The organism is Thermomonospora sp. CIF 1 (genome assembly GCF_001896795.1).
GTDB lineage: Bacteria > Actinomycetota > Actinomycetes > Streptosporangiales > Streptosporangiaceae > Thermomonospora > Thermomonospora curvata.
On record NZ_MOYN02000019.1, the window covers coordinates 10406 to 28854 of the forward strand.

The window sequence follows — 18449 nt, forward strand, 5'->3', positions numbered from 1 at the left end:
GGCGGCGTCCCGATCCCCCGGCGTCATCGGAGTCCGTCCAGTCTGCGGGTGGCCGCGGCGAGCACCGGCTCGCACACCAGCCGTCCCTCCTTGGGCTCCAGCGCACCCAACAACCGCAGAGCCTCCACCAGATCGGCGGTATCGCAGTAGCCGTGGGCCCGCAGCGACTGCTCCTCCAGCGCCGAAACCGACTCCTCCCCGTGCAGTTTCAGCAGCTCGGCCAGGTCTTCTGGGGTCTCCGGAGCGTCCTCGGCGACCAGCAGTCGCCAGGCCGCGGCCAGGCACTCGTCGGCCAGCACCCCGGTGTCGGCGACGAACCCGGCGGGGTCCTCGCGCAATTGCTGTTGACATTGCTGGAGAGCCTGATCCCGATCGCCGCCCTGTTCTTCGATCCGGGTGACGATCTGCCCGATCAACGTCGGCCAGCCGCCGGTGCAGGCCAGCAGCGCGTCCTGGCCTGCATCGTCGGGGAAGCCGTGCGCCTCCTCCCACATCCACTGACGGATCGCCAGCCGGTTGAAGCGGCGCAGCTCCACCAGATCCACACCGTCCCGTGACTGCAGGTCGCGCCAGACCGGCGCCAAGTGTGCGCCGGTGACCAGCACGACGGCCAAGGTGCCCCGGCGAGAGGCCGAGACCGCCGCCAGCGCATCCTCGAGCCGGCCGGCGAACTGCCGACCGGTCTTGTCCTCCGGCACGGTCACGACGATCACAGAGTGCCCGTCATGGCGGCTCGCCCGCTCGACCGCGCCGTCGAAGGTGAGCTCTCCGGGGCGGACCAAGTGGACTTTCACACCCGGGTTGCCGGTCTCCTCGTCCTGAAGGGCGAGTGGGACCCGCTCCACATGCAGGGCACGCGACCCCGCCACTACGTGGACCAGGTTGTGCGGTCGCAGCAGGGAGGTGAGCTGGCGGCTGCTCAACGGGGAGCGTTCGGGGCCGTTCCGGAAAGCGCCATGGTAGGAGTGGGCGTCGAAGCTATCCGGCTTCTCGAACTCTTCGGCGTTCTGCAGGACCTCTTCGACCTCGGCGGTACCGCCGAGGAGGTTGAGAATGTGCGGAGTGCGCAGACGGTAGCGGTCGGCGTCCAAGCCCAGAACCCCGAGGTTGACGCACTCATCGAGCAGGCTGCGGAAGCCGTCGCTGCTGCAGTCTTCGAAACCGGCCTCCCACCAGTAGCAGCACTGCTCCCACAGCTCACCGACGCCGAGCGCGGCGTCGGCGCCCGCGGTCAAGGCGTGCAAGGCCACCGTGTAGGCGATCACCTTGTAGCGCTTGTCGAGGTTGAGGGTCCACTCGAAACGGTCCCGGAACCCGCGCGCCAGGGTCTTGTCCCGCCAAACCTCTGCCACGTCCTCGGGGGTGATCTCGTAGGGGAACTCACGGGTGGCGCGCGGGTTGCGCCGCAGTCTCTTCAGCAGTTCCTCGGCGAAGAGCTGGACGAGCGCGGGAGCGTTGTTGGCCTCGGCGATGACGCGGGCCGCCAGGGTCTCGGGGAAACGGAAACCGAGCGTGGCCAGGGGGCGCACCAGCAGGTCGAAGGCGTCCTGCGGCTCCAGCGGCCCCACCGCGATGGGCGTGCCCAGATGGGCGAGCGGCTGGTTGGTCAGGCTCTGGAAGCGGGCCGTCTGGTGCAGACCGGCGAAGACGACCTTCACCCGGCGCTCAGTCTCGTCCCTCAAGTTGCGCAACGCGATAACGTTCTCGAACTTGGCGCCCTTGGCGTCCTCATTGAGGAAGTGGTCGGCCTCGTCCAGCAGGATGAGCAACTGCCGCTGCGGATCCTGCCGAACCCATTCCAAGATGGCCTCGCACACCTGCTCGCCGCGGACCAACCCGTGGGGGACCACACCCTGCTGGGCGAGTTTGTCAGCGAGCTTGGACCACAGCGACTCCAGCGGCGCGACCTTGCCGACGGTCTGGATGTTCTCCAAGATGACCACACGGTTCGGGTCGGTCGCCCGGATGTGCCGCTCGGCCTTGCGCAGCAGCGCCGACTTGCCGAGCTGCCGGCCGCCGTAGACGAACCAGGAGCCGGTCCGGTCGGTGACCTCGCGGAGCTGGTCGGCGCGGCCATAGAACATCTCGTCGGGCACGTCGCCGACTGGAGCATAGGGATTGGTGGCGGTGAAGGGGGCCATCAGCGCCACCGCGACCGACCAGTCAGCCTCTGGCATGCAGGCCAGGTAGCTGATCGCAGCGTCGTCGAGCACCCCGGCCACCGGGGCGGGCCGCCGGCGGGCGGCCGCGGCCAGCTGCTGCCGCTCCTCGGGGGAGAGCACACCGAAGTACCACACCAGGACGGTCTGGTCCTCGGGTTGTCCCTTGAGCATCTCGATGAGCTGCTGGGGGCCCGGGCGGCGCCACACCAGCAGCAGCCGCAGCCGATTGCCGGACGGGCTCATCCGCGAGCCGAAGGCCGGCAGCAGCGCCTCGCCCACCACCTGCTCCAGCTCAAGGTCGATCCACACGCGGTGCGGGTCGCCCGGAGCCCCGGTGACGTCGCGCTGCACGCCTTCCAACCCGATCATCCGCAGCACGGCCGTGATCGCGGTCCTGAGGTTACGGGCGGTCTTGGAGCCCAGTCCGCATGCCCTCCACTGCCGGAGTCCTTCTCTGGACTCCTCGCGGCGGGCGTTGCGCAGTGCAGGGACGTCGATACCGGCTTCCTCCAGCAGCGCGGCCAGATCCGGGTCCGCGACGTGCGTGCCGGCGCGCAGCGCGTCCATCAGCGCGGTGAGGAACTCGACGTTCTCCTGCTTGCGGGCCCTGTTCCCACCGCGGACCGCACTGTCGGCGAACGCGCTGGGGAAGGCGGGATAAAAGCGCCGCAGATGGTGGTCGATGTCCTCGGAGACCTCGTGCAGTTGCCGGCCCGCCTCGACCTGGGCCATGAACTCCCGGGCCGTGGTCAGATCACCCTGGTCGATGCGCTCGGCGATGCGGTCGCGAACGGCGGCGACCCTGGAGTCCTGTGCGGCCCGCGCCCGCAGCCGGGCTTGCTCCCGCTCGATGGCTTCCCTGCTCCATTCCGCGAGCAGATCGTGCAACCGGTCGAGGGCACGATCGATCCGGTCAAAGTCGCGCCGGTCGCCCAGCAGCGGGCTCAGCTTCTCCTCCACCCGCCGGATCTGGTCCTCGGTGAGCACTCCGTCCCGCACCCAACGGGCCACCAGGTCGCGGATCTCCTCGACCCGCTCGTCTCGGGCCTTGCGGGCGTGCGCGATGAGCTCCTCGCGCCGGGCGCGCAGTTCGGCCGCCGTGGTCGGATCGCGTCGTTCCAGCACCGTGACGATGCCGAGAGTGCCCTCGTGGTCACCGCGCTCGGCCCGCTTCTCGAATGCGGTCCGCCAAGCCTGGTCGCCGGCGAAGGCGACGGGCGCCAGCTGCTCGACCGTGGGCTGCTCGCGAGGCTCGAAGGACACCGGGTCCAAGGAGAGTGCGGAGGCCAGCAATAGGTCTCGGTTGGCCACGTGAGCGATCGGCGGCTCGCTCTCCGGCAGGGGCGTGCCCTCGAGCAGGTCGAACGTCCCTGCCAGAAGGTCGTGGGCGGCCCGGGCTGCAGCGGACCTCACCTCATCGGCCGAGACCGCCATCGCCTCCAGCGCGGTGAGGATCTCAGTCCGTTTCGCCCCGATGGTCTCCTGCAATTGGCCCAGCGGCCCAAGCAGCCAGTCTTGGGCGTCGCCGGCCTCCCGTTCCCGGCTCTCCTTCACCGCTCTGGCCCATCGGCCCGCCGTGTCCAAGGCGTTCCCGATCTTGGTGACGAGCTGGGTGCGGGCCCCCGCGATGATCTTCTTGGAGCGGCGCCGAGCTGCGATGCGACGGACCTTTTCGTCGATCATCCGGTCGATCTCGCCAGCCGCGCGCAACCGGGTGACCTGGGCGGCGACCTCGTCCGCGCGGGCCGGGTCGTCCTGCGCGGCCAGAGCCAGCAGACCGCCCACGGGGTCGTCCCGCTGGAGCAGTGCCTTCCACACCTCGGTGGCCAGCTGGTACTTGATCTTGCGGTGCGGTTCTTCCTCCAGCAGCCGGGCCGCCTCCCGTGCGCTCTGCGCACGGACCATCGCCGCCTCGGCCGTGCCGCGTGCTCGGCCGATGACGCCCGAGCCCAAGTAGGCGCCGCTGCGAGCGGCGCGGGTGAACGCCTCTCCGCACTCGACCAGGTCGGGGAAACCGGAGACGACGATCTTCAGTTCCTCCAGCAGTCTGGTGGACTCGGGGGTGGGGTGCACCAGACCGGCCCTGATCGTGGCGGCCCAGGTCAGGATGCCACCGGCGGGATCTTCGGCGAGGGCCTTGGCGCTCAGGTTCCGGGCCACCGCCGTGAATTCGGCCGACAGCGGGCCCGCGAAGACCGCCATCTCCGCCGCGATCGCCGCGCAGCGGCGAGCCGCGGCCTCGGCCTCCGGCCGGCCCGCGGCCCTGCGCAGCCATCCGGCCAGCCCGAACCGCCCGGCGCGCAGCGCGGTGGCCTCGGTCTCGGCCAGGGACGGGCCGGTGGCGGTGGGCTTTCCCGCGGCGGACTCGGAGGCTCGTCCCGCTGCCTCGCTGTCACCGGTTCCGGTCGATGCAGCGGCCGGCCGCTGCTCCGTCCTCACGGACTCGACCTCGACGGGGGCATCGTCCTTCACGGGCGCATGTCCGTCCGTATCCGCGTTCGCCGTGGAGGCGTCGGCGTCCGGCGAGCTCTCCGGGAAGGCCTCGGCGATCAGCTCGTCCAGTTCAGCCAGGTCATCGGCGGACTGGTCCGCTTCACGCGAGGGTGTGGCATCCTCGGCGGCCTCGGCATCGGCTGCTTCGCCATCCGCCGGTCCGCCGGAATCCGGGTCATCCTGACCAGCGGCTTCGCCACCGTCCTCGTCTTCCGATCCCCCATCCGCCGCGTCGTCCGTTCCCGAGCGGGAGGCCTCGGGAGGCGGCGAGGCGATCGTCAACCGCTGCATCAGCGCGAAGTCCACCAGCACGCGGCACTCTTCGGGCAACTGCGCGCGTGCCTGTTCGGCGAGCTTCGGCGCCCGCGGAAGACCGTCCGGCTGTGCCATCACCTCGATCAGCTCGGCCAGAGCCGCCAGGCCGTCACCGGTGCCCGCACGCGCCATCCGGCGCACCCGGTCGAGGGCGTCGGCCACGAAGTCCGGGCCCTGCAGACCCGCCAGTCTTCGGATCCGGGCAGCGTCCGCCTCGGCTTTGCGCGCGGTCTCCAGCGCGGCGGACAGCGCCGCCAGGTCGGTGGCTCTCTGCGTGCCGGGAGCCACGACCTCAACCTGCTCCCGCACGGTGTCGAAGCACTCGGCCGCCTCACCGATCAGTACGATGTCGTCGTCCTGTGGGCGGCGCCCGGCCCGAAACTCCGCCGCGACCCGGTCGGCTGCATCCGCCGCCGCGGACAAACGCTCGCGCAGCTCCTCGAGCATCGCCGCGATGGTCGGCAGCGCGGGCGGCTGATCGGTCGGCGCGGCGACCTCGCCGGTCATGTCGGAGGGCATGTCCGCTTCATTCTCCTGGTCGGTGGCCGATAGGGCGCTGAGTTGCTGCTCTGCCAGCTTTCGCAGCTCAGGAAGGCCGATGGGATGCTTGGGAAGACCGGGATGCCGTTCACAGAGGGTTCTCCATGCGGCGGTGGCCGCAGCGGCGCCGTCGCCCAGATCCGCCCTCCCGGCCGCCACGAGACCGAGCGCCACAGGGGCGAGCGGACGGTCCAGTTCGATGACGCGAGCCAGGCACCAATACACGATCGACAGGGGGCAGGGAACGGCTAGGCACAGGCACAGGTGGCCGGCCCGGCGGAGGACCTCAGCGGCCCGAGCGGAGTCCAGCAGCGCCCCGCAGTCCTCGGCGGTCAATTCGTCCGGATTGCCGAAACCATGGATGAAGCCACTGCTGAGAATCTCCCGGAGCGCTGTGCGGCGGCGTCCCTCCCCCGTCCGCAAAGTGCGCAGCACCGCCTCGGCGGACCATCGGGTGACCTTTTTGGCACCCTGGAGACCTACGTGGCTCAATACCGCGCGGCGGACTTTGGACGGACAGGTCTGCAGCAGTTCCTGCACGTCGTCCACGGTGACCGCGGCCAACGTGGCCTCTTCCAGTCCCACGAGCCCAAGGTCGCCGCCCTGCTCGGCGAGTGAGCCCAGCGGCGCCGGTCCCTCATGTGCCGCGCAATGCTCGCACTGCCGACGCATCACCACCTCCGCTCCGGGCGCCCGTCCCGCCCGGGGAATCCCCGTCTGCGCTCAGCACCTTAACCAAAAGGTCGGACATTGGCGTTCATTTTCGGGAATCTGGTTGATCAAGTACACGATGCCGTCCAGGTCCTCCTATGCACACCACGGCCGACTTCGATCGGCAAACCGTACGGCCGGGCGCTGGCTACGATGAACCGCTCGCCGTGGGTGAGTTCGGTACGCGGTGGGGGGAGATGAGGTGAGGGAGCGAGAAGGCGGGCGGCGGCGTGGGCAGGGGCAGCTGGAGGCGGAGGTGCTGGCGGTGCTGCAGGAGGCGCCCGGGCCGGCGAGCGCGGCGTGGGTGCAGGAGCGGCTCGGGGGTTCCCTCGCCTATACCACGGTGGTCACCATTTTGACGCGGCTGCTGCGCAAGGGGGCGGTGACACGGGAGAAGGGTGCTGGATGCGGAAAGCGATCGCAGGGCGGTGCTGGCCCGGTTCGTGACCAAGCTGTCGCCGGGAGAGGAGCAGGTGCTGCGCGAGCTGTTGGAGCGGGTCGAGCGGAAGAGGAAGTAGCCGGTGGTGCGGCCGCCGGCCCGGGCCGCACCACCGATGCGCGGGGGCTACTTGGCCTCGTTCAGGGCGGCCAGGGCCTGAGCCCAGCGGACGTACTTCAGCTCGGCCAGGTCCGCGACCGTGGTGACGCCGAACGCCTCCTTGAGCAGTTCGCCGTCACGCTCGGAGACGCCCTTCAGCGCCGAGACGGGAGCGGCCAGGATCTCCGGCAGGCTCTTGTCCGCCCACGCCTTGTCCAGCACCTTTTCCAGATCGATCGAAGCCACGTGCCCTCCGGACGATGTGAGTCATGGACGATGCGCGTCCGGCCCGTTCCCCTTCCGGCGGCGTGCGCGCACGACGCCGCGGGAGAGGGCCGGGAGGGAAGAGCGCCGGTCCGCCGGGGCCATCGCGCTTCCCTCCTCGTGAACGGATGCCGTAGGTGAAGGCGGACGTTCGCCCTGCCCTCACACATCTTCTACACGCGTGTAGAAGCATAAGGGGTGAGGGGTCCGAACGTAAACGATTCACGATCTACCCAGAGAGACAGACTAAAAACTCCATGTGATGAGACAGGTCTGTCGATGCCTGACGCCGGCCCGGTAGCGGCCCAGCGGTATAGAGGGCCTGCGTCCTGCCTCGGCGGTCACGCCGAGGTGTGATTGATCGCGGCGATCGCCTTGGGCAGGTCGCGTTCGTACTGCCGGGCATAGCTTTGAGCCTGCCGACCCCGCCAGTAGGGGCCGCCGTTGTAGCGGGCGGCCAGCTCCCTGCCCTCTTCGAGGGTCATCTGGTGGGGCTCCTTGTGAGCGAAAGACGTCTCCTTCTTCAGATCCCGCAGGTGGTAGGCGGCGATGATGATGCCCTGGTGAGGATTCTTGAGGGAGGAGATGATCCGGCCGCGTTGGGCGGGGGTGAGATCGGCCGGGTCGTAGCCCAAGGCCTCGGCGGCGCGGCGCACCTGGACCTCCATGGGGCCATAAGAGGTCTTGTCCGGATGCCTGGAGGAAAGGCCACGGCGGCGAACCCAGCCAACGGCCGTGTTCATCCACTCCGGCTTGCCGCCCGCCTCCCGGTAGGCGATGCCCGCCAGCACCGACTCGGGGATGCCCGCCTCCCGGGCGGCGGCCTTGATGGTGTCCGCGTAGTGGCCGACCCACCGCCGTTTGAAGTCCTCCTCGTCGGCCAAGCCCAGCCGCGCGGTGAGGAAGAACTGCCTGCTCCCCCACCTCGGACCGTCCACGGGCAGGTGCGCCGTCCGCTCCAGCAGGCGCCGGTGAGCCGCGGTGAGCTGATCATGCCGGACGGGGTCCTGCTCGTCAGGCGAGCGCGAGACGGGGTCTTGCTCGGACTGGCCGGTCTCCTTCGGCGATCCAGAAGTCGTCATGGTGACCGTCCTGTGTCCTCGAGTCCATCGGCAGGCCGCAGGCAGAGCGTATAGGCCCGATCCGTCGCAGGGCAGGGAGTTCACCCAGCCGCCGCTGACGATGCGGGAGTCACCGCGATCGGGGCGGAGTGGATTTCGGCATCGGTGGATGTCGGGTGTGGCGCATTGACACGCGTCCGAAAACACGGCGCAGGGAACGTCGGCAGGCCGTCAGTGATCCAACTGGAGAAGGCAAGCGACCACTGGACCTTTCCCATCACGTGTCCTCAGATGCCGGGAACGGGCACCTCGATATCGTCCGGCTCCATGCCCAGGTCACAGCATCGCCGCCGGCCGTGGGGAGCCCGTCCCGCCCGCGGAAACGGCATGTTGGAAGGTTCCCTGCAGAAAGGCGGAGACAGCCCATGACCACCGGCGTCGAGCCCTGCGGGCACTCCCGCACCGACGACTCGTCACAGCCGTGCGGAGCCGCCAGTCTGCCCGGCAGCAGCCGATGCCTGGCCCACGCCGACGAGCGGACCCGCGACGAATTCCTGGCCGGTCTGGCTCCCGGCGCCGACCTCGACATGCGCACTGTCCCTTTCACCCCCGACCTGCTGGACCGGCTTTTGAACACCCTCCGTGACCCACACCATGACAACCGCCCCCGTCTCGGCCGCGCGAACTTCCTCGGGGCGTCCTTCTCCGAGAGCACCAATTTCTCCAGGGCATCATTCTCTGGAAACGCCAATTTCTTCAGAGCATCGTTCTCCGGGAACACCGACTTCCTCGAGGCGCCCTTTTCCGAGGAGGCCCGTTTCGATAAGGCGTCGTTCGCTGGGAGCGCCAACTTCTTCAGGACGTCATTCTCCGAGGAGTCCCGCTTCGACAAGGCATCATTCTCCGGGAGCGCCAACTTCCTCGGAGCCTCGTTCTCGGGGAACGCCGGTTTCTTCAGGGCATTGTTCTGCGGAAATGCCAACTTCCTCGGAGCGTCATTCTCTGGGAAGACCGACTTCGATGGGGCGTCTTTCTCCAGAAACGCCGACTTCGGGGGGCGTCATTCCTTGGAGAGGCGATGTGGGTGCATTGCCGGTTCGAGACGTTGTCTTTGAACGGGGCGGTGGCCGAGGGCGAGGTACGGGTGGAGGCGACCGCCGGCCGGGTGCCGGCCCGGGGAATGCGGGTGGCCGAGCGGGTCACGTTGCGGCTGCGCTCGGCACGGGTCGACCTGACCGACCTGGTGTGCAGCGGACCGGTCAGCGTGCACGCCCTGGCCCAGCCCATCACCGGGGTACCGGATCGGGACGGCCCCGCCAAGGTGGCGGTGATCTCGCTGCGCGGGGTGGACGCCGAGTCGCTGACCTTGACCGACGTGGATTTGAGCGAATGCACCTTCGCCGGAATGCATCGGGCCGACCAGATTCACCTCGATGGCGACTGCGTCTTCGCCACCGGCCCCGGACGGCGACGGCTGTTGGCCGAAGAACACCATTGGCGGGCCGAACGCCGTACCGCACGCCGCGGCGGGCCAGGCCGCCGGCGGCCCGCCCCTGAGGGGGTGGAAGTGGTCGGGCCGCGGCGGATCGAGGCGGTCTACCGGCAGCTGCGCAAAGCCCTGGAAGAAGGCAAGAACGAACCCGGGGCGGCCGACTTTTACTACGGCGAGATGCAGATGCGCCGGGCCGCCGCACGCAGTGCCGATCGGTTGCTGCTGTGGCTGTATTGGGCGGTGTCCGGATATGGGCTGCGTGCTCGGCGCGCCCTGGTCTGGGTGTTGGTGGTCGCCGTCCTCAGCATCGCCGGCATGACCGCCTTCGGGTTCCCGCAGAATGCCAAAGCGCAGAAAGCCACCGGCACCATCGTCACCCCGGCCGGGCCGCAGGCCGTCACCTTGACCATCCGGCAGGACGACCCCGCCAAAAACCTGCCCGAGCGGCTGGAGAAGGCGGTCGAGGTCACCGTCAACGCCGTCATCTTCCGCAGTCCCGACACCGAGCTGACCACGGCCGGCCGCTATCTCAACATCGTCGTCCGCATCCTGGGGCCGATTCTGCTGGGGTTGGCCATCCTCGCCATCCGCAATCAGGTCAAACGCTGAGGTCCGAGCCGCCTTGGCGCGGTGGCCGGCCGTCGAGGCGGGCGTCCCAGGCGGTGCGTTCGTCCTCGGGCATCGCATAGGCGATGAACAGGTCGCGGACGGCCTGCCGGTAGGCGGCGGCGGTGCCGGGGCGGGGGTTGGCCAGGTAGTTGAGGACGAAGCCGTCGGTGAGGGCGGTGAAGGCGCGGGCGCCGCGGCGGGGGTCGGGGGCGCCCGCCGCGCGCAGGGCCGCGGTGGCGGCGTTCTCGAAGGAGGTTTGGGCCTGGGCGACGGCCTCGCGCAGGGCGGGGTTGCGGGCGGCCTGGAGGTAGGCCTCGTACTGGGTCAGTTCGGCGGAGCTGTCGAAGTCGGAGAACAGCAGGCGGGTGAAGGCGTCGGCGATCTGGGCGGGGGTGGCGTGTTCGTTCTCCATCCGGGCGGCGAGTTCTTCGAGCTGGGTACAGCGGTTGTGGACCCAGCTGCGCAGCGCCTCCTCGATGAGTTCGTCGATGGAGTTGAAGAAGTAGGTGGTGTTGGAGGCCGGCACGCCGGCGCGGGCGGCGACGGCGCGGTGGGTGACCGCGCCGACGCCGCGTTCGCCGATGAGTTCGATCGCCGCGCGCAGCAGGGCGGCGCGGCGGCGCAGTGCCGGTTCCCGGTGGGCGCGGCGTCCGCGGCTTGGGGCCATCGGTGTCACCGGGTGCGGTTGAGACGGTGGAACATGCCGCGTTGTGCCCGGTAGAGGCGGGGGAATTCCCGGTAGAGGCGTTCGTAGACGGCGCGGTTGGCCGGGTCGGGGGTGAAGACGGCGTCGGCCTTGACCAGGTCGCGTACCTCCTCGCGGCGGACGGCGCCCAGGGCGATGCCGGTGAGGATGGCCTGGCCGCGCAGCGGCGCGTGCACCGGGTCGGTCACTCGTTCGATGGTGCGGTTCATGACGTCGGCGTGGATCTGGCACCACAGGTCGGAGAGGGCGCCGCCGCCGATCATACGGATCGGGTCCAGCCGCCGCCGGGCGAAGCGTTCGACCGCCTCGTGCAGCCAGCGGCTGTTGTAGGCCACGCCTTCCAGGACGGCCCGGATCAGGTCGGCCCGGGTGGTGGTCAGCGACAGGTTGTGGAAGCCGGCGCGGGCGTCGCGGTCGTCCACCGGGGAGCGTTCGCCCTTCAGCCAGGGGGTGAAGATGACCTGGTTGCTGCCGGGCGGTGCGGTGGCGGCCTCCGCCACCAGCGCGGCGTAGTCGGGAGGGCCGCCGATCAGGGTCTCCTGCAGCCATTGCAGGCAGCGTCCGCCGGTCTCGTGGTTGTTGGCGACCAGGTAGCCGTCGTCGAACAGGCCCGGGACGCTGGCGATCGAGCGCAGCACATCGGTCTTCTTGAACGGCACCGGCAGGCCGATCCAGGAGGTGGTGCTGATGGCCAGGTGCGTTTGGTAGTTCTCGATCGCCCCGGCGCCGCAGGCCGACGAGTGCAGGTCGGGCAGGCCGGTCATGACCGCGATCCCGGCGGGGACGCCCAGCTCGGCCGCGGCCCGCTCGCAGACGGTGCCGACGATGGAGCCGCTGGGGCGCAGCGGGGGGAGCTTGGCGGCCTCCAGCCCGGCCCGGCGGACCAGGTCGGCGTCGTAGCTCAGCACGTCCAGGCGGCGGTTGTCGGTCAGCCAGGCGGCGGTCATGGAGGCGCGGGAGGCGGCGGCGACGCCGGTCAGCCGCATCGTCAGGTAGTCCACCGGTTCCATCAGCCAGCGGGCCGCCCGGTAGGTGGCGGGATCCTCGTGGCGCAGGAACAGGTGGTGGCCGATCGGGTCGCCGCCGAACGGGGAGGGGGCGCCGCCGGTCTTGCGCACCCAGGTCAGGATGTGGCGGGGGGCGTATCCGGCGAGGGGGCCGCCGATGAGGGCGCGGGAGTGGGGGGCGGCGCGGGTGTCGGTGTACAGGAGGCAGTCGCCGACGGGACGCCCGGTCTCGTCCACGGGGACGGTGCTGGCCCACTGGCCGGTGCAGGAGGCCGCCACGACCTGCTGGGGGCGGACGGTGCCGCTGCGCATCGCCCGCCGGGCGGACTCCCCGATCAGGCGCCACCACTGGTCGGCGTCCTGGGTGGAGCCGCCGCCGGGCGGGGTGCGGGTGGGCACGGGGGCGTGCTCGTACCAGGCGATGTCGCCGGTCAGCGACACCAGGGCGGTTTTGGGGCCGCCGCTGCCCAGGTCGATGGTGAGCACGTAGCTTTCGTCCCTGGGCAGGCCCGCCGGTGTCCGGGGAGCGGTCACGGTCACCTCCCCTCGGGCGGCCGCGGCACCGACTGCTGGGCGTCGAGCATGTCGGCCATGATCTGGCGGATGAACTCGTCGGCCTCGTCGGTCAGGCCGCCGGGCACTCCCCCGTAGATGGCGCCGGAGTGGGGCCGGGCGCCCGCGGCGTGCTGCTTTTGGGCGTAGGCGACGGCTTCGGCCAGGTCGGCGGCGAACTCCTCGGTCACGCCGGGGCGGGTCTGCGGGAGGGTGACCGCCATGTGGATGGCGTTGGGGTACTGCTGGCCGTTGAAGCGCCAGCCGCGTCCGGCCATGAAGTCGTAGACGTGGTAGATGTCGAACTCGTCGGAGGTGAAGCTGAACAGGAAGGTCGGCTCGCCGAGGATGCGCAGCTGGGGGTGGGAGCGGACGGCCTGCTGCATCCTGGCCGAGGTTTCGAAGATCTTCTTGGCGCGGGCGCGGTAGCCGTCGCGGCCCAGCTGCACCATCGCCGCCCAGGTCGCCGCCAGCAGCCCGCCCGAGCGGGAGCCCTCGATGCCCGGGGACAGGTACTTGCCGCCGCTCCAGCCGGTGGAGAAGAAGTACAGCTCGTTGCGGAGGCGGCGGTCGCGGAACAGCAGGGTCGAGGTGCCCTTGAAGCCGTAGCCGTATTTGTGGGTGTCGGCGGAGATGCTGGTGACGCCGGGCAGGCGGAAGTCGAACGGCGGGATGTCATAGCCCAGTTCCTCGCCGAAGGGCAGGATGAAGCCGCCCAGGCAGGCGTCCACGTGCAGCCCGACGCCGCGGGAGAGCGCCAGTTCCGACAGCTCGCCGATGGGGTCGATGGTGCCGTAGCCGTAGTTGCCGGCCGAACCCATGATCGCGATGGTGTTCTCGTCCATGAGGTCGGCGACGGCCCGGACGTCCACGAGGGTGGTGGCCGGGTCGATGGGGGCGACGCGCAGCTCGATGCCGAACAGGTGGCAGGCCTTGTCGAAGGCCGGGTGGCCGGTTTCGGGCTTGATGAAGTTGGGACGGGTGATGCCGCGGGTGCGGGCGGCGTGGTCCCGGTAGGCCAGCAGGGCGTGCAGGATGCTGCCGGTGCCGCCGGTGGTGACCAGGCCGGCCGGGGTGGTGCCGGTGATGTGGCCGGCGTGCATGAGGTCCAGCGCCATGGCCAGGATCTCGCCCTCGAACTTGGTGGCCGAGGGGCACATGTCGCGCTGGAGGACGTTGGCGTGGGCGAACAGGCCGTAGGCCTCGGTCATGAACTCGTAGTGGGCGTGGTCGCCGCAGTAGATGGTGCCGGAGACCTTGCCGTTCTCCCAGCGGGCGTCCTCTTCGGCGGCCATCTCGCGCAGCTCGGCGAGGATCTCCTCCCTGGGACGGCCGTGTTCGGGCAGGCGCTGGTGCACCGGGAACCGGCCGGCGTAGGGGTAGTCCGTCATCGGTCCTCCTCGGGGATCACCGTCGATCCGGAGCAGAGCAGAGCACAAGTGTGGACATTTGTCCACACTTTCCGGTGCCTTCCGGACGGCGCCCCAGGCCGCGGAGGCGAAGCATCCGGCGGATTCCGCCCGGCACGTGACGGCCTCACAGGGCCGTGGCCGTCCGTCTTGTGTGCGCACCGCCGACGGTCAGGCTCGTTGCGCGCTTCTTCCGCTCCTCCCCCGCCGGTCGTACCCCCGGGCAGGGGCGGTGGTCTCAGGCGGCCTCGGTGGGGACGAGCGCAAAGCCCACGATTCCCTGGTGCATCACCCCGCCCGTCACCTCGAAATTGCCCGTCAACCAGTACGCCCCGCGCACCCAGTCGACACCGGCCCGGTTCAACCGGTCTTTCCGGATCAAGACCTGGTAGCCGGTGCATTTCTCGTTGGTCGGTTCCTCGCCGGGTGCGAGTTTCTCAGGGCAGTCCGTCCAGAAAACGAAGAACGCCGCGGTGTCGTCGCCGGAGGATTCACCGGAGGATCCGTAGGGTTTCCCCAGTCCGTCCAGCAGGGTTATCGACTCGTCCAGCGGGGACCTGATGTACACCTTCCGTCCCACGTTGCCGGCCAGGAAGTCGGCGAACTTCTTTCCCTCCGCCCAATTGGCTATCTGGCCGGTGTAGGTCGGCCTGGGAAAACCGGACTGGATCACCGTGGCCGTCACCGGCGCCGTGGGGGCGCCCGACCCCCGGTTCTTGACATACCCGGTGATCAGGACGGCGGGGACGGTCAGTACCAGCGCGGCGGCCACCCCGGCGACGATGGTCCACAGCGTCCTGCGGTCCGTGGCCTGGGACGGGGCCGGGTGGGTCGCGGTGCCGACAGCGCGGACGGCCGGGTGCGCGGCGGAGAAGGAGGCGAGCGCGTCCGGGGAGGACAGCGCGCCGAGCAGGGTGCGGGCGTCGGGGCGCGCGGCGGCGGGCACCGCCAGGGCGGCCGTGACCAGCGGGCGGATCTCCGCGGGCACCCCGGCCAGGTCGGCCGCGCCCTGCAGGGTGCGCAGCGCCACCGCCTGCATCCCGCCGTCGCCGAAGACCGGCCTGCCGGTGGCGGCATAGGCGACGGTCGCGCCCCAGGCGAAGACGTCGGCGGCCGGTCCCACCGGGCCGCCCTCCAGGACCTCCGGGGCCATGTAGCCGACCGACCCGGTGACGCCCCCGTCGCGGGTCAGGCGCGTGGCGTCCTGCTCCTGGGCGATGCCGAAGTCGATGAGCACCGGGTCGGAGTCCACCATCATGACGTTGGACGGTTTGAGGTCGCGGTGCACATGCCCGGCCCCGTGCACGGCCACCAGGGCCTCGGCGATCCCCCGGGCCGTGCGCAGCAGCGCCTCGCCGCGCAGCGGGCCGTCCGTCTGGACGACCTCGCGCAGCGTCCTTCCCTGCACATAGCGGGTGACGATGTAGGGCGGATCGGCGTCCAGGTCGGCGTCGACCAGCTCGGCGATGCGCGGGCTGCGCAGCCGCTGCATCACGGCGACCTCGCGGCGCAGCCGCTCCCGCATTTTCCGGTCATCGGCGATGGCGGGATGGAGCTGCTTGAGGGCCACCGTCCGCCCAGGGGCCGGTACTTGCCTATGGCCGGCGGCAGCTCCTCATGACGCATTTTCCCGACTCCCGCGTTGGACAGCGAATAAAGCGGCCGCGCACCAGAACAGACGCAACATATTCCGGGACGACCCGCACATCTTAATGGAAGCAATGCGGCCTCGTTTCGGCCTTTGCACAGATGATGGCCGCGGCACCGGTATGCGCCGGCTCGCCGGCCGGCTGTCAGAGCAGGCCGTCCAACACCGCAGGGACCGGCCCGCCCCTGTGCCCGCGGTGGCGGCCACGTCGTCTCCGGTGGCCGCTCCCCCATCCCGCGCTGAAATCACCGACACCATCTCCGATGCATGAATCCGGCGATCTGCTCGACATAGCGCTCTGGGGGACCCTGCGATTCGACGCGGCCGGCCGCTGCCTGTATCTGGGGGCGCAGGATAAAAAGATCCTGCCCGCCTGGTCCCGGGTGTTGGACCCCGGAATAAAACCGGTGCTGCGGAATGGGAAACGCGGGATCGGCACCGGCGGGCACGGAGTGATCATGGAGGGAGACGTGCTCATCGCAGGCGGCAGCGGCGCCGAACGCCGCGACTCGTCCCGCAGAGCGTGCCGGAGTCGTGCGCTCCGCAGGCGACGTGGCTGGGCACTTTCGGCGAGGTGACCCGCTGCTCGGCCGCCCGGCGGCGAGCCGGTTTCAGACCGGACGGCCGGGAGACCAGCGGGCCGCAGCCGGGTGTTATTTCGCTGCCTTCTCCTCCACCGGGGGCAGGGCCCGGTACCAGACCTCGCCGATGACCGTGGCGAGTTCCCGGATGCGCTCCGGGCGCGGGGCCACCGGGAGCAGGCCGACGTGCACGTAGGCCATTTGCTCGGTGAGGGAGTCCAGGGCTTCGGCGAGCAGTTCGAAGTTCGCGGAGCCGATCTTGCCCTGTTCGTGGAGGCGTTCCAGCCAGCGCTGGGTTCGTTTCACGAAACCTGCGCGCAGTTGCAGCCACAGCGAGGCGAAGCCTTCGTTCTCACTTGCGGCCGCGGCCTCACGCATCACCCGCAGCAGATGCCGGTGACGGCTATAGGTCTGCAGGTAGATGATGTTCTGGTTGATCAGGTTCTGCAGTTCGTCGCCGGAGGGGTCCGGCACCGCCGAGGCCGACGCCAGCTCCTCCAGCGCGGGCTGCAGCGCGGCCAGGAAGATCTCATCGAGGCTGGAGAAGTGGCGATAAAAATTGCCTTGTGCGGTGCCCGCGCGGCTGACGATGTCGGAGATCCTCGTCCGGGTGTAACCGTAGTCGCTGAAACAGGCCGCGGCCGCCGCGATGAGCTTCTCTCGCGTTTCCTGTCCCCGCCTGTTCGGCCTCTTTTCCGTGTTCTCCGGCATCAGGCCGGCGATGAGCTGCCGGATGTGCTGCCGCGCAGCCTCGTTCTCCCGCACCACATCTGGAGGGAGTGAGCTGTGCGGATTTTTATCACCAGTCTTTACCGCCACGGTCTTATCCCGTCACATTTTGTGAATACTTATTCACGTTAGTGCTTTACGGGTGCGGCGTCAACGACATCCGGCAGCAACTCCGACAGCGGTCCCGTCCGTCCGGTCAGTTCACCGGCCCAAGAGGCCAGGGTCCGGACCGCCTCGTGCTCCGCGCCGCTCTGCTCGGTGTCGACCAGCCCGGCCAGCACGACTCCCGCGGTGCCGTCGACGGTGATCGCACGCCCCGCCAGCTCGCGCATGGTGCCGTCCCCGCAGCCCACGACGCAGGGCAGTCCGATCTCCCGGCACACCAGCGCGGCATGGGAGGTGCTGCCGCCGTGCTCGGTGACGACCGCGGACGAGGCGAACATGGCCGGCACGTCCTCGGGGGACGTCGCGGGCCGCACCAGCACCACGGCCTTGCCCTCACCGGAGAGCCGCAGCGCCTCCTCGGTGTCGGTGACCGCGATCCCTCCGCCGACGCCGGGGCTCGCTCCGAGGCCCTTGGCGAGCTGCTCGCCGCCGGCCGTGACGCCGCCCTGCTCCTCCAGACGGCGGGCCTGCTCGGGGGTGATGCGAGTGAGCGCGGTGCGCCGGTCGATGAGCCCTTCCTCGGCCATGTCCACGGCGATCCGGGCGGCGGCCAGCGGCGTGCGCTTGCCGGCCCGCGCCTGCAGCACGTACAGCTTGCCGGATTCGACGGTGAACTCCACGTCCACCATGTCGCGGTGGTCCTCTTCGAGGACGCGCGCGATGCGGACCAGTTCCGCGTGGTTGTCCGGCTGCGTCTCGGCCAGGGCCGCCAGCGGCTGCGGTGTCCGTTCGCCGGAGACCACGTCCTCACCCTGGGCGCGGGCCAGCCACTCGCCGAACAGGCCCGGCTCGCCGGTGTTGGGGTCGCGCGAGAACAGCACCCCGGTGCCGGAGTCGTCGTCCAGGTTGCCGAAGACCATGGCCTGCACGGTGACCGCGGTGCCCACCAGGTCGTCGATCCCGTGCCGCTCCCGGTAAGCGACCGCACGCTCGGAGAACCACGACTGGAAGACCGCGCCGACGGCCGCGCGCAGCTGCTCCACCGGGTCGGCCGGCGGCGCCGTTCCGACGGTGTCGGTGTAGGAGCGGACGAACCGCCTCCAGGTGTCCTCGGCCCACTCGCGGTTGCCGCTCTGCTCGGCCAGCGCGTCCCGCAGCGGCTCGGTCAGCCCGAGGTTCAAGACGGTGTCCATCATGCCGGGCATGCTCCGCGCGGCGCCCGAGCGCACCGCGACCAGCAGCGGCGCGCCGGGGTCGCCGAACCGGCGGCCGGTGCGGCGCTCCAGTTCGGCCAGGTGCTTCAGCACATCGGCCCACACCGCCTCGGGCACCCGGCCGCCCGCCTCGTGGTAGGCGGGACAGACGTCGACGCCGATCGCGAACGCGGGCGGGACCGGCAGCCCGAGGGCGCTCATGCGGTTGAGGCTGTAGGCCTTGCCGCCGACGACCTCCCGTGTCAGCTGGCGGGTGCCGTCGAGCAGGTAGACGTCACCGGTGCTGCTCAGGGCCATCGGTTCGGGGTTCCTT

The 18449-nt window shown here is 70.1% G+C and carries 11 protein-coding genes and 1 pseudogene; 3 read left to right on the top strand and 9 right to left on the bottom strand.

Annotated elements, in window-relative coordinates:
- Nucleotides 1-23: 23 nt before the first annotated feature.
- Nucleotides 24-6188, bottom strand: coding sequence for a hypothetical protein (locus BUE48_RS12630; RefSeq protein ID WP_286989889.1), 6165 nt, complete (start codon nucleotides 6186-6188; stop codon nucleotides 24-26).
- A gap of 298 nt (nucleotides 6189-6486) precedes the next feature.
- Here BUE48_RS12630 and BUE48_RS12635 point away from each other — a divergent pair.
- Nucleotides 6487-6561, top strand: a pseudogene (locus tag BUE48_RS12635) (BlaI/MecI/CopY family transcriptional regulator); the annotation flags it as partial.
- Between the two features lie 225 nt (nucleotides 6562-6786).
- Here the strand turns inward: BUE48_RS12635 and BUE48_RS12640 are convergent.
- Both BUE48_RS12640 and BUE48_RS12645 read right to left on the bottom strand, forming a co-directional pair.
- The gene (locus tag BUE48_RS12640) at nucleotides 6787-7005 is read right to left on the bottom strand and encodes a hypothetical protein (protein WP_012852902.1); all 219 of its coding nucleotides are present in this window, start codon (nucleotides 7003-7005) and stop codon (nucleotides 6787-6789) included.
- A 359-nt stretch (nucleotides 7006-7364) separates the two neighbouring features.
- Nucleotides 7365-8105 carry a hypothetical protein gene (locus BUE48_RS12645; protein ID WP_286989890.1) on the bottom strand — a complete coding sequence of 247 codons (741 nt, stop codon included), beginning with the start codon at nucleotides 8103-8105 and terminating at the stop codon, nucleotides 7365-7367.
- Between the two features lie 404 nt (nucleotides 8106-8509).
- On the opposite strand from BUE48_RS12645, the gene BUE48_RS12650 reads away from it, so the two are divergent.
- The gene (locus BUE48_RS12650; RefSeq protein ID WP_286989892.1) at nucleotides 8510-9199 is read left to right on the top strand and encodes a pentapeptide repeat-containing protein; all 690 of its coding nucleotides are present in this window, start codon (nucleotides 8510-8512) and stop codon (nucleotides 9197-9199) included.
- Nucleotides 9163-10185 (top strand): hypothetical protein, encoded by a 1023-nt coding sequence (locus tag BUE48_RS12655; RefSeq protein ID WP_286989893.1) that lies wholly within the window; start codon nucleotides 9163-9165, stop codon nucleotides 10183-10185. Before BUE48_RS12650 ends, BUE48_RS12655 begins: the two co-directional genes overlap by 37 nt.
- Here the strand turns inward: BUE48_RS12655 and BUE48_RS12660 are convergent.
- The 6 genes from BUE48_RS12660 to BUE48_RS12685 form a co-directional block, all read right to left on the bottom strand.
- Nucleotides 10175-10852, bottom strand: coding sequence for a TetR/AcrR family transcriptional regulator (locus BUE48_RS12660; RefSeq protein ID WP_012852904.1), 678 nt, complete (start codon nucleotides 10850-10852; stop codon nucleotides 10175-10177). The genes BUE48_RS12655 and BUE48_RS12660 overlap by 11 nt on opposite strands.
- Before the next feature lie 5 nt (nucleotides 10853-10857).
- The gene (locus BUE48_RS12665) at nucleotides 10858-12432 is read right to left on the bottom strand and encodes a xylulokinase (protein ID WP_286989894.1); all 1575 of its coding nucleotides are present in this window, start codon (nucleotides 12430-12432) and stop codon (nucleotides 10858-10860) included.
- Between the two features lie 2 nt (nucleotides 12433-12434).
- Nucleotides 12435-13841, bottom strand: a complete 1407-nt coding sequence (locus BUE48_RS12670; RefSeq protein ID WP_286989896.1) for a pyridoxal phosphate-dependent decarboxylase family protein — start codon at nucleotides 13839-13841, stop codon at nucleotides 12435-12437.
- A 256-nt stretch (nucleotides 13842-14097) separates the two neighbouring features.
- A complete protein-coding gene (locus BUE48_RS12675) occupies nucleotides 14098-15429 on the bottom strand; it encodes a serine/threonine-protein kinase (RefSeq protein ID WP_286989898.1) in 1332 nt (443 codons plus the stop codon).
- Nucleotides 15430-16160: 731 nt separating this feature from the next.
- A complete protein-coding gene (locus BUE48_RS12680) occupies nucleotides 16161-16907 on the bottom strand; it encodes a TetR/AcrR family transcriptional regulator (RefSeq protein ID WP_286989899.1) in 747 nt (248 codons plus the stop codon).
- A 38-nt stretch (nucleotides 16908-16945) separates the two neighbouring features.
- Nucleotides 16946-18433, bottom strand: coding sequence for a pyruvate, phosphate dikinase (locus BUE48_RS12685; protein WP_286989901.1), 1488 nt, complete (start codon nucleotides 18431-18433; stop codon nucleotides 16946-16948).
- Between the last annotated feature and the right edge of the window lie 16 nt (nucleotides 18434-18449).

Excerpts from the sequence above, each read along its gene's own strand:
- BUE48_RS12645 (WP_286989890.1), bottom strand. The coding sequence starts at position 8,105 with ATGACGACTTCTGGATCGCCGAAGGAGACCGGCCAGTCCGAGCAAGAC.
- BUE48_RS12650 (WP_286989892.1), top strand. The coding sequence starts at position 8,510 with ATGACCACCGGCGTCGAGCCCTGCGGGCACTCCCGCACCGACGACTCG.
- BUE48_RS12655 (WP_286989893.1), top strand. The coding sequence starts at position 9,163 with ATGTGGGTGCATTGCCGGTTCGAGACGTTGTCTTTGAACGGGGCGGTG.
- BUE48_RS12660 (WP_012852904.1), bottom strand. The coding sequence starts at position 10,852 with ATGGCCCCAAGCCGCGGACGCCGCGCCCACCGGGAACCGGCACTGCGC.
- BUE48_RS12670 (WP_286989896.1), bottom strand. The coding sequence starts at position 13,841 with ATGACGGACTACCCCTACGCCGGCCGGTTCCCGGTGCACCAGCGCCTG.
- BUE48_RS12685 (WP_286989901.1), bottom strand. The coding sequence starts at position 18,433 with ATGGCCCTGAGCAGCACCGGTGACGTCTACCTGCTCGACGGCACCCGC.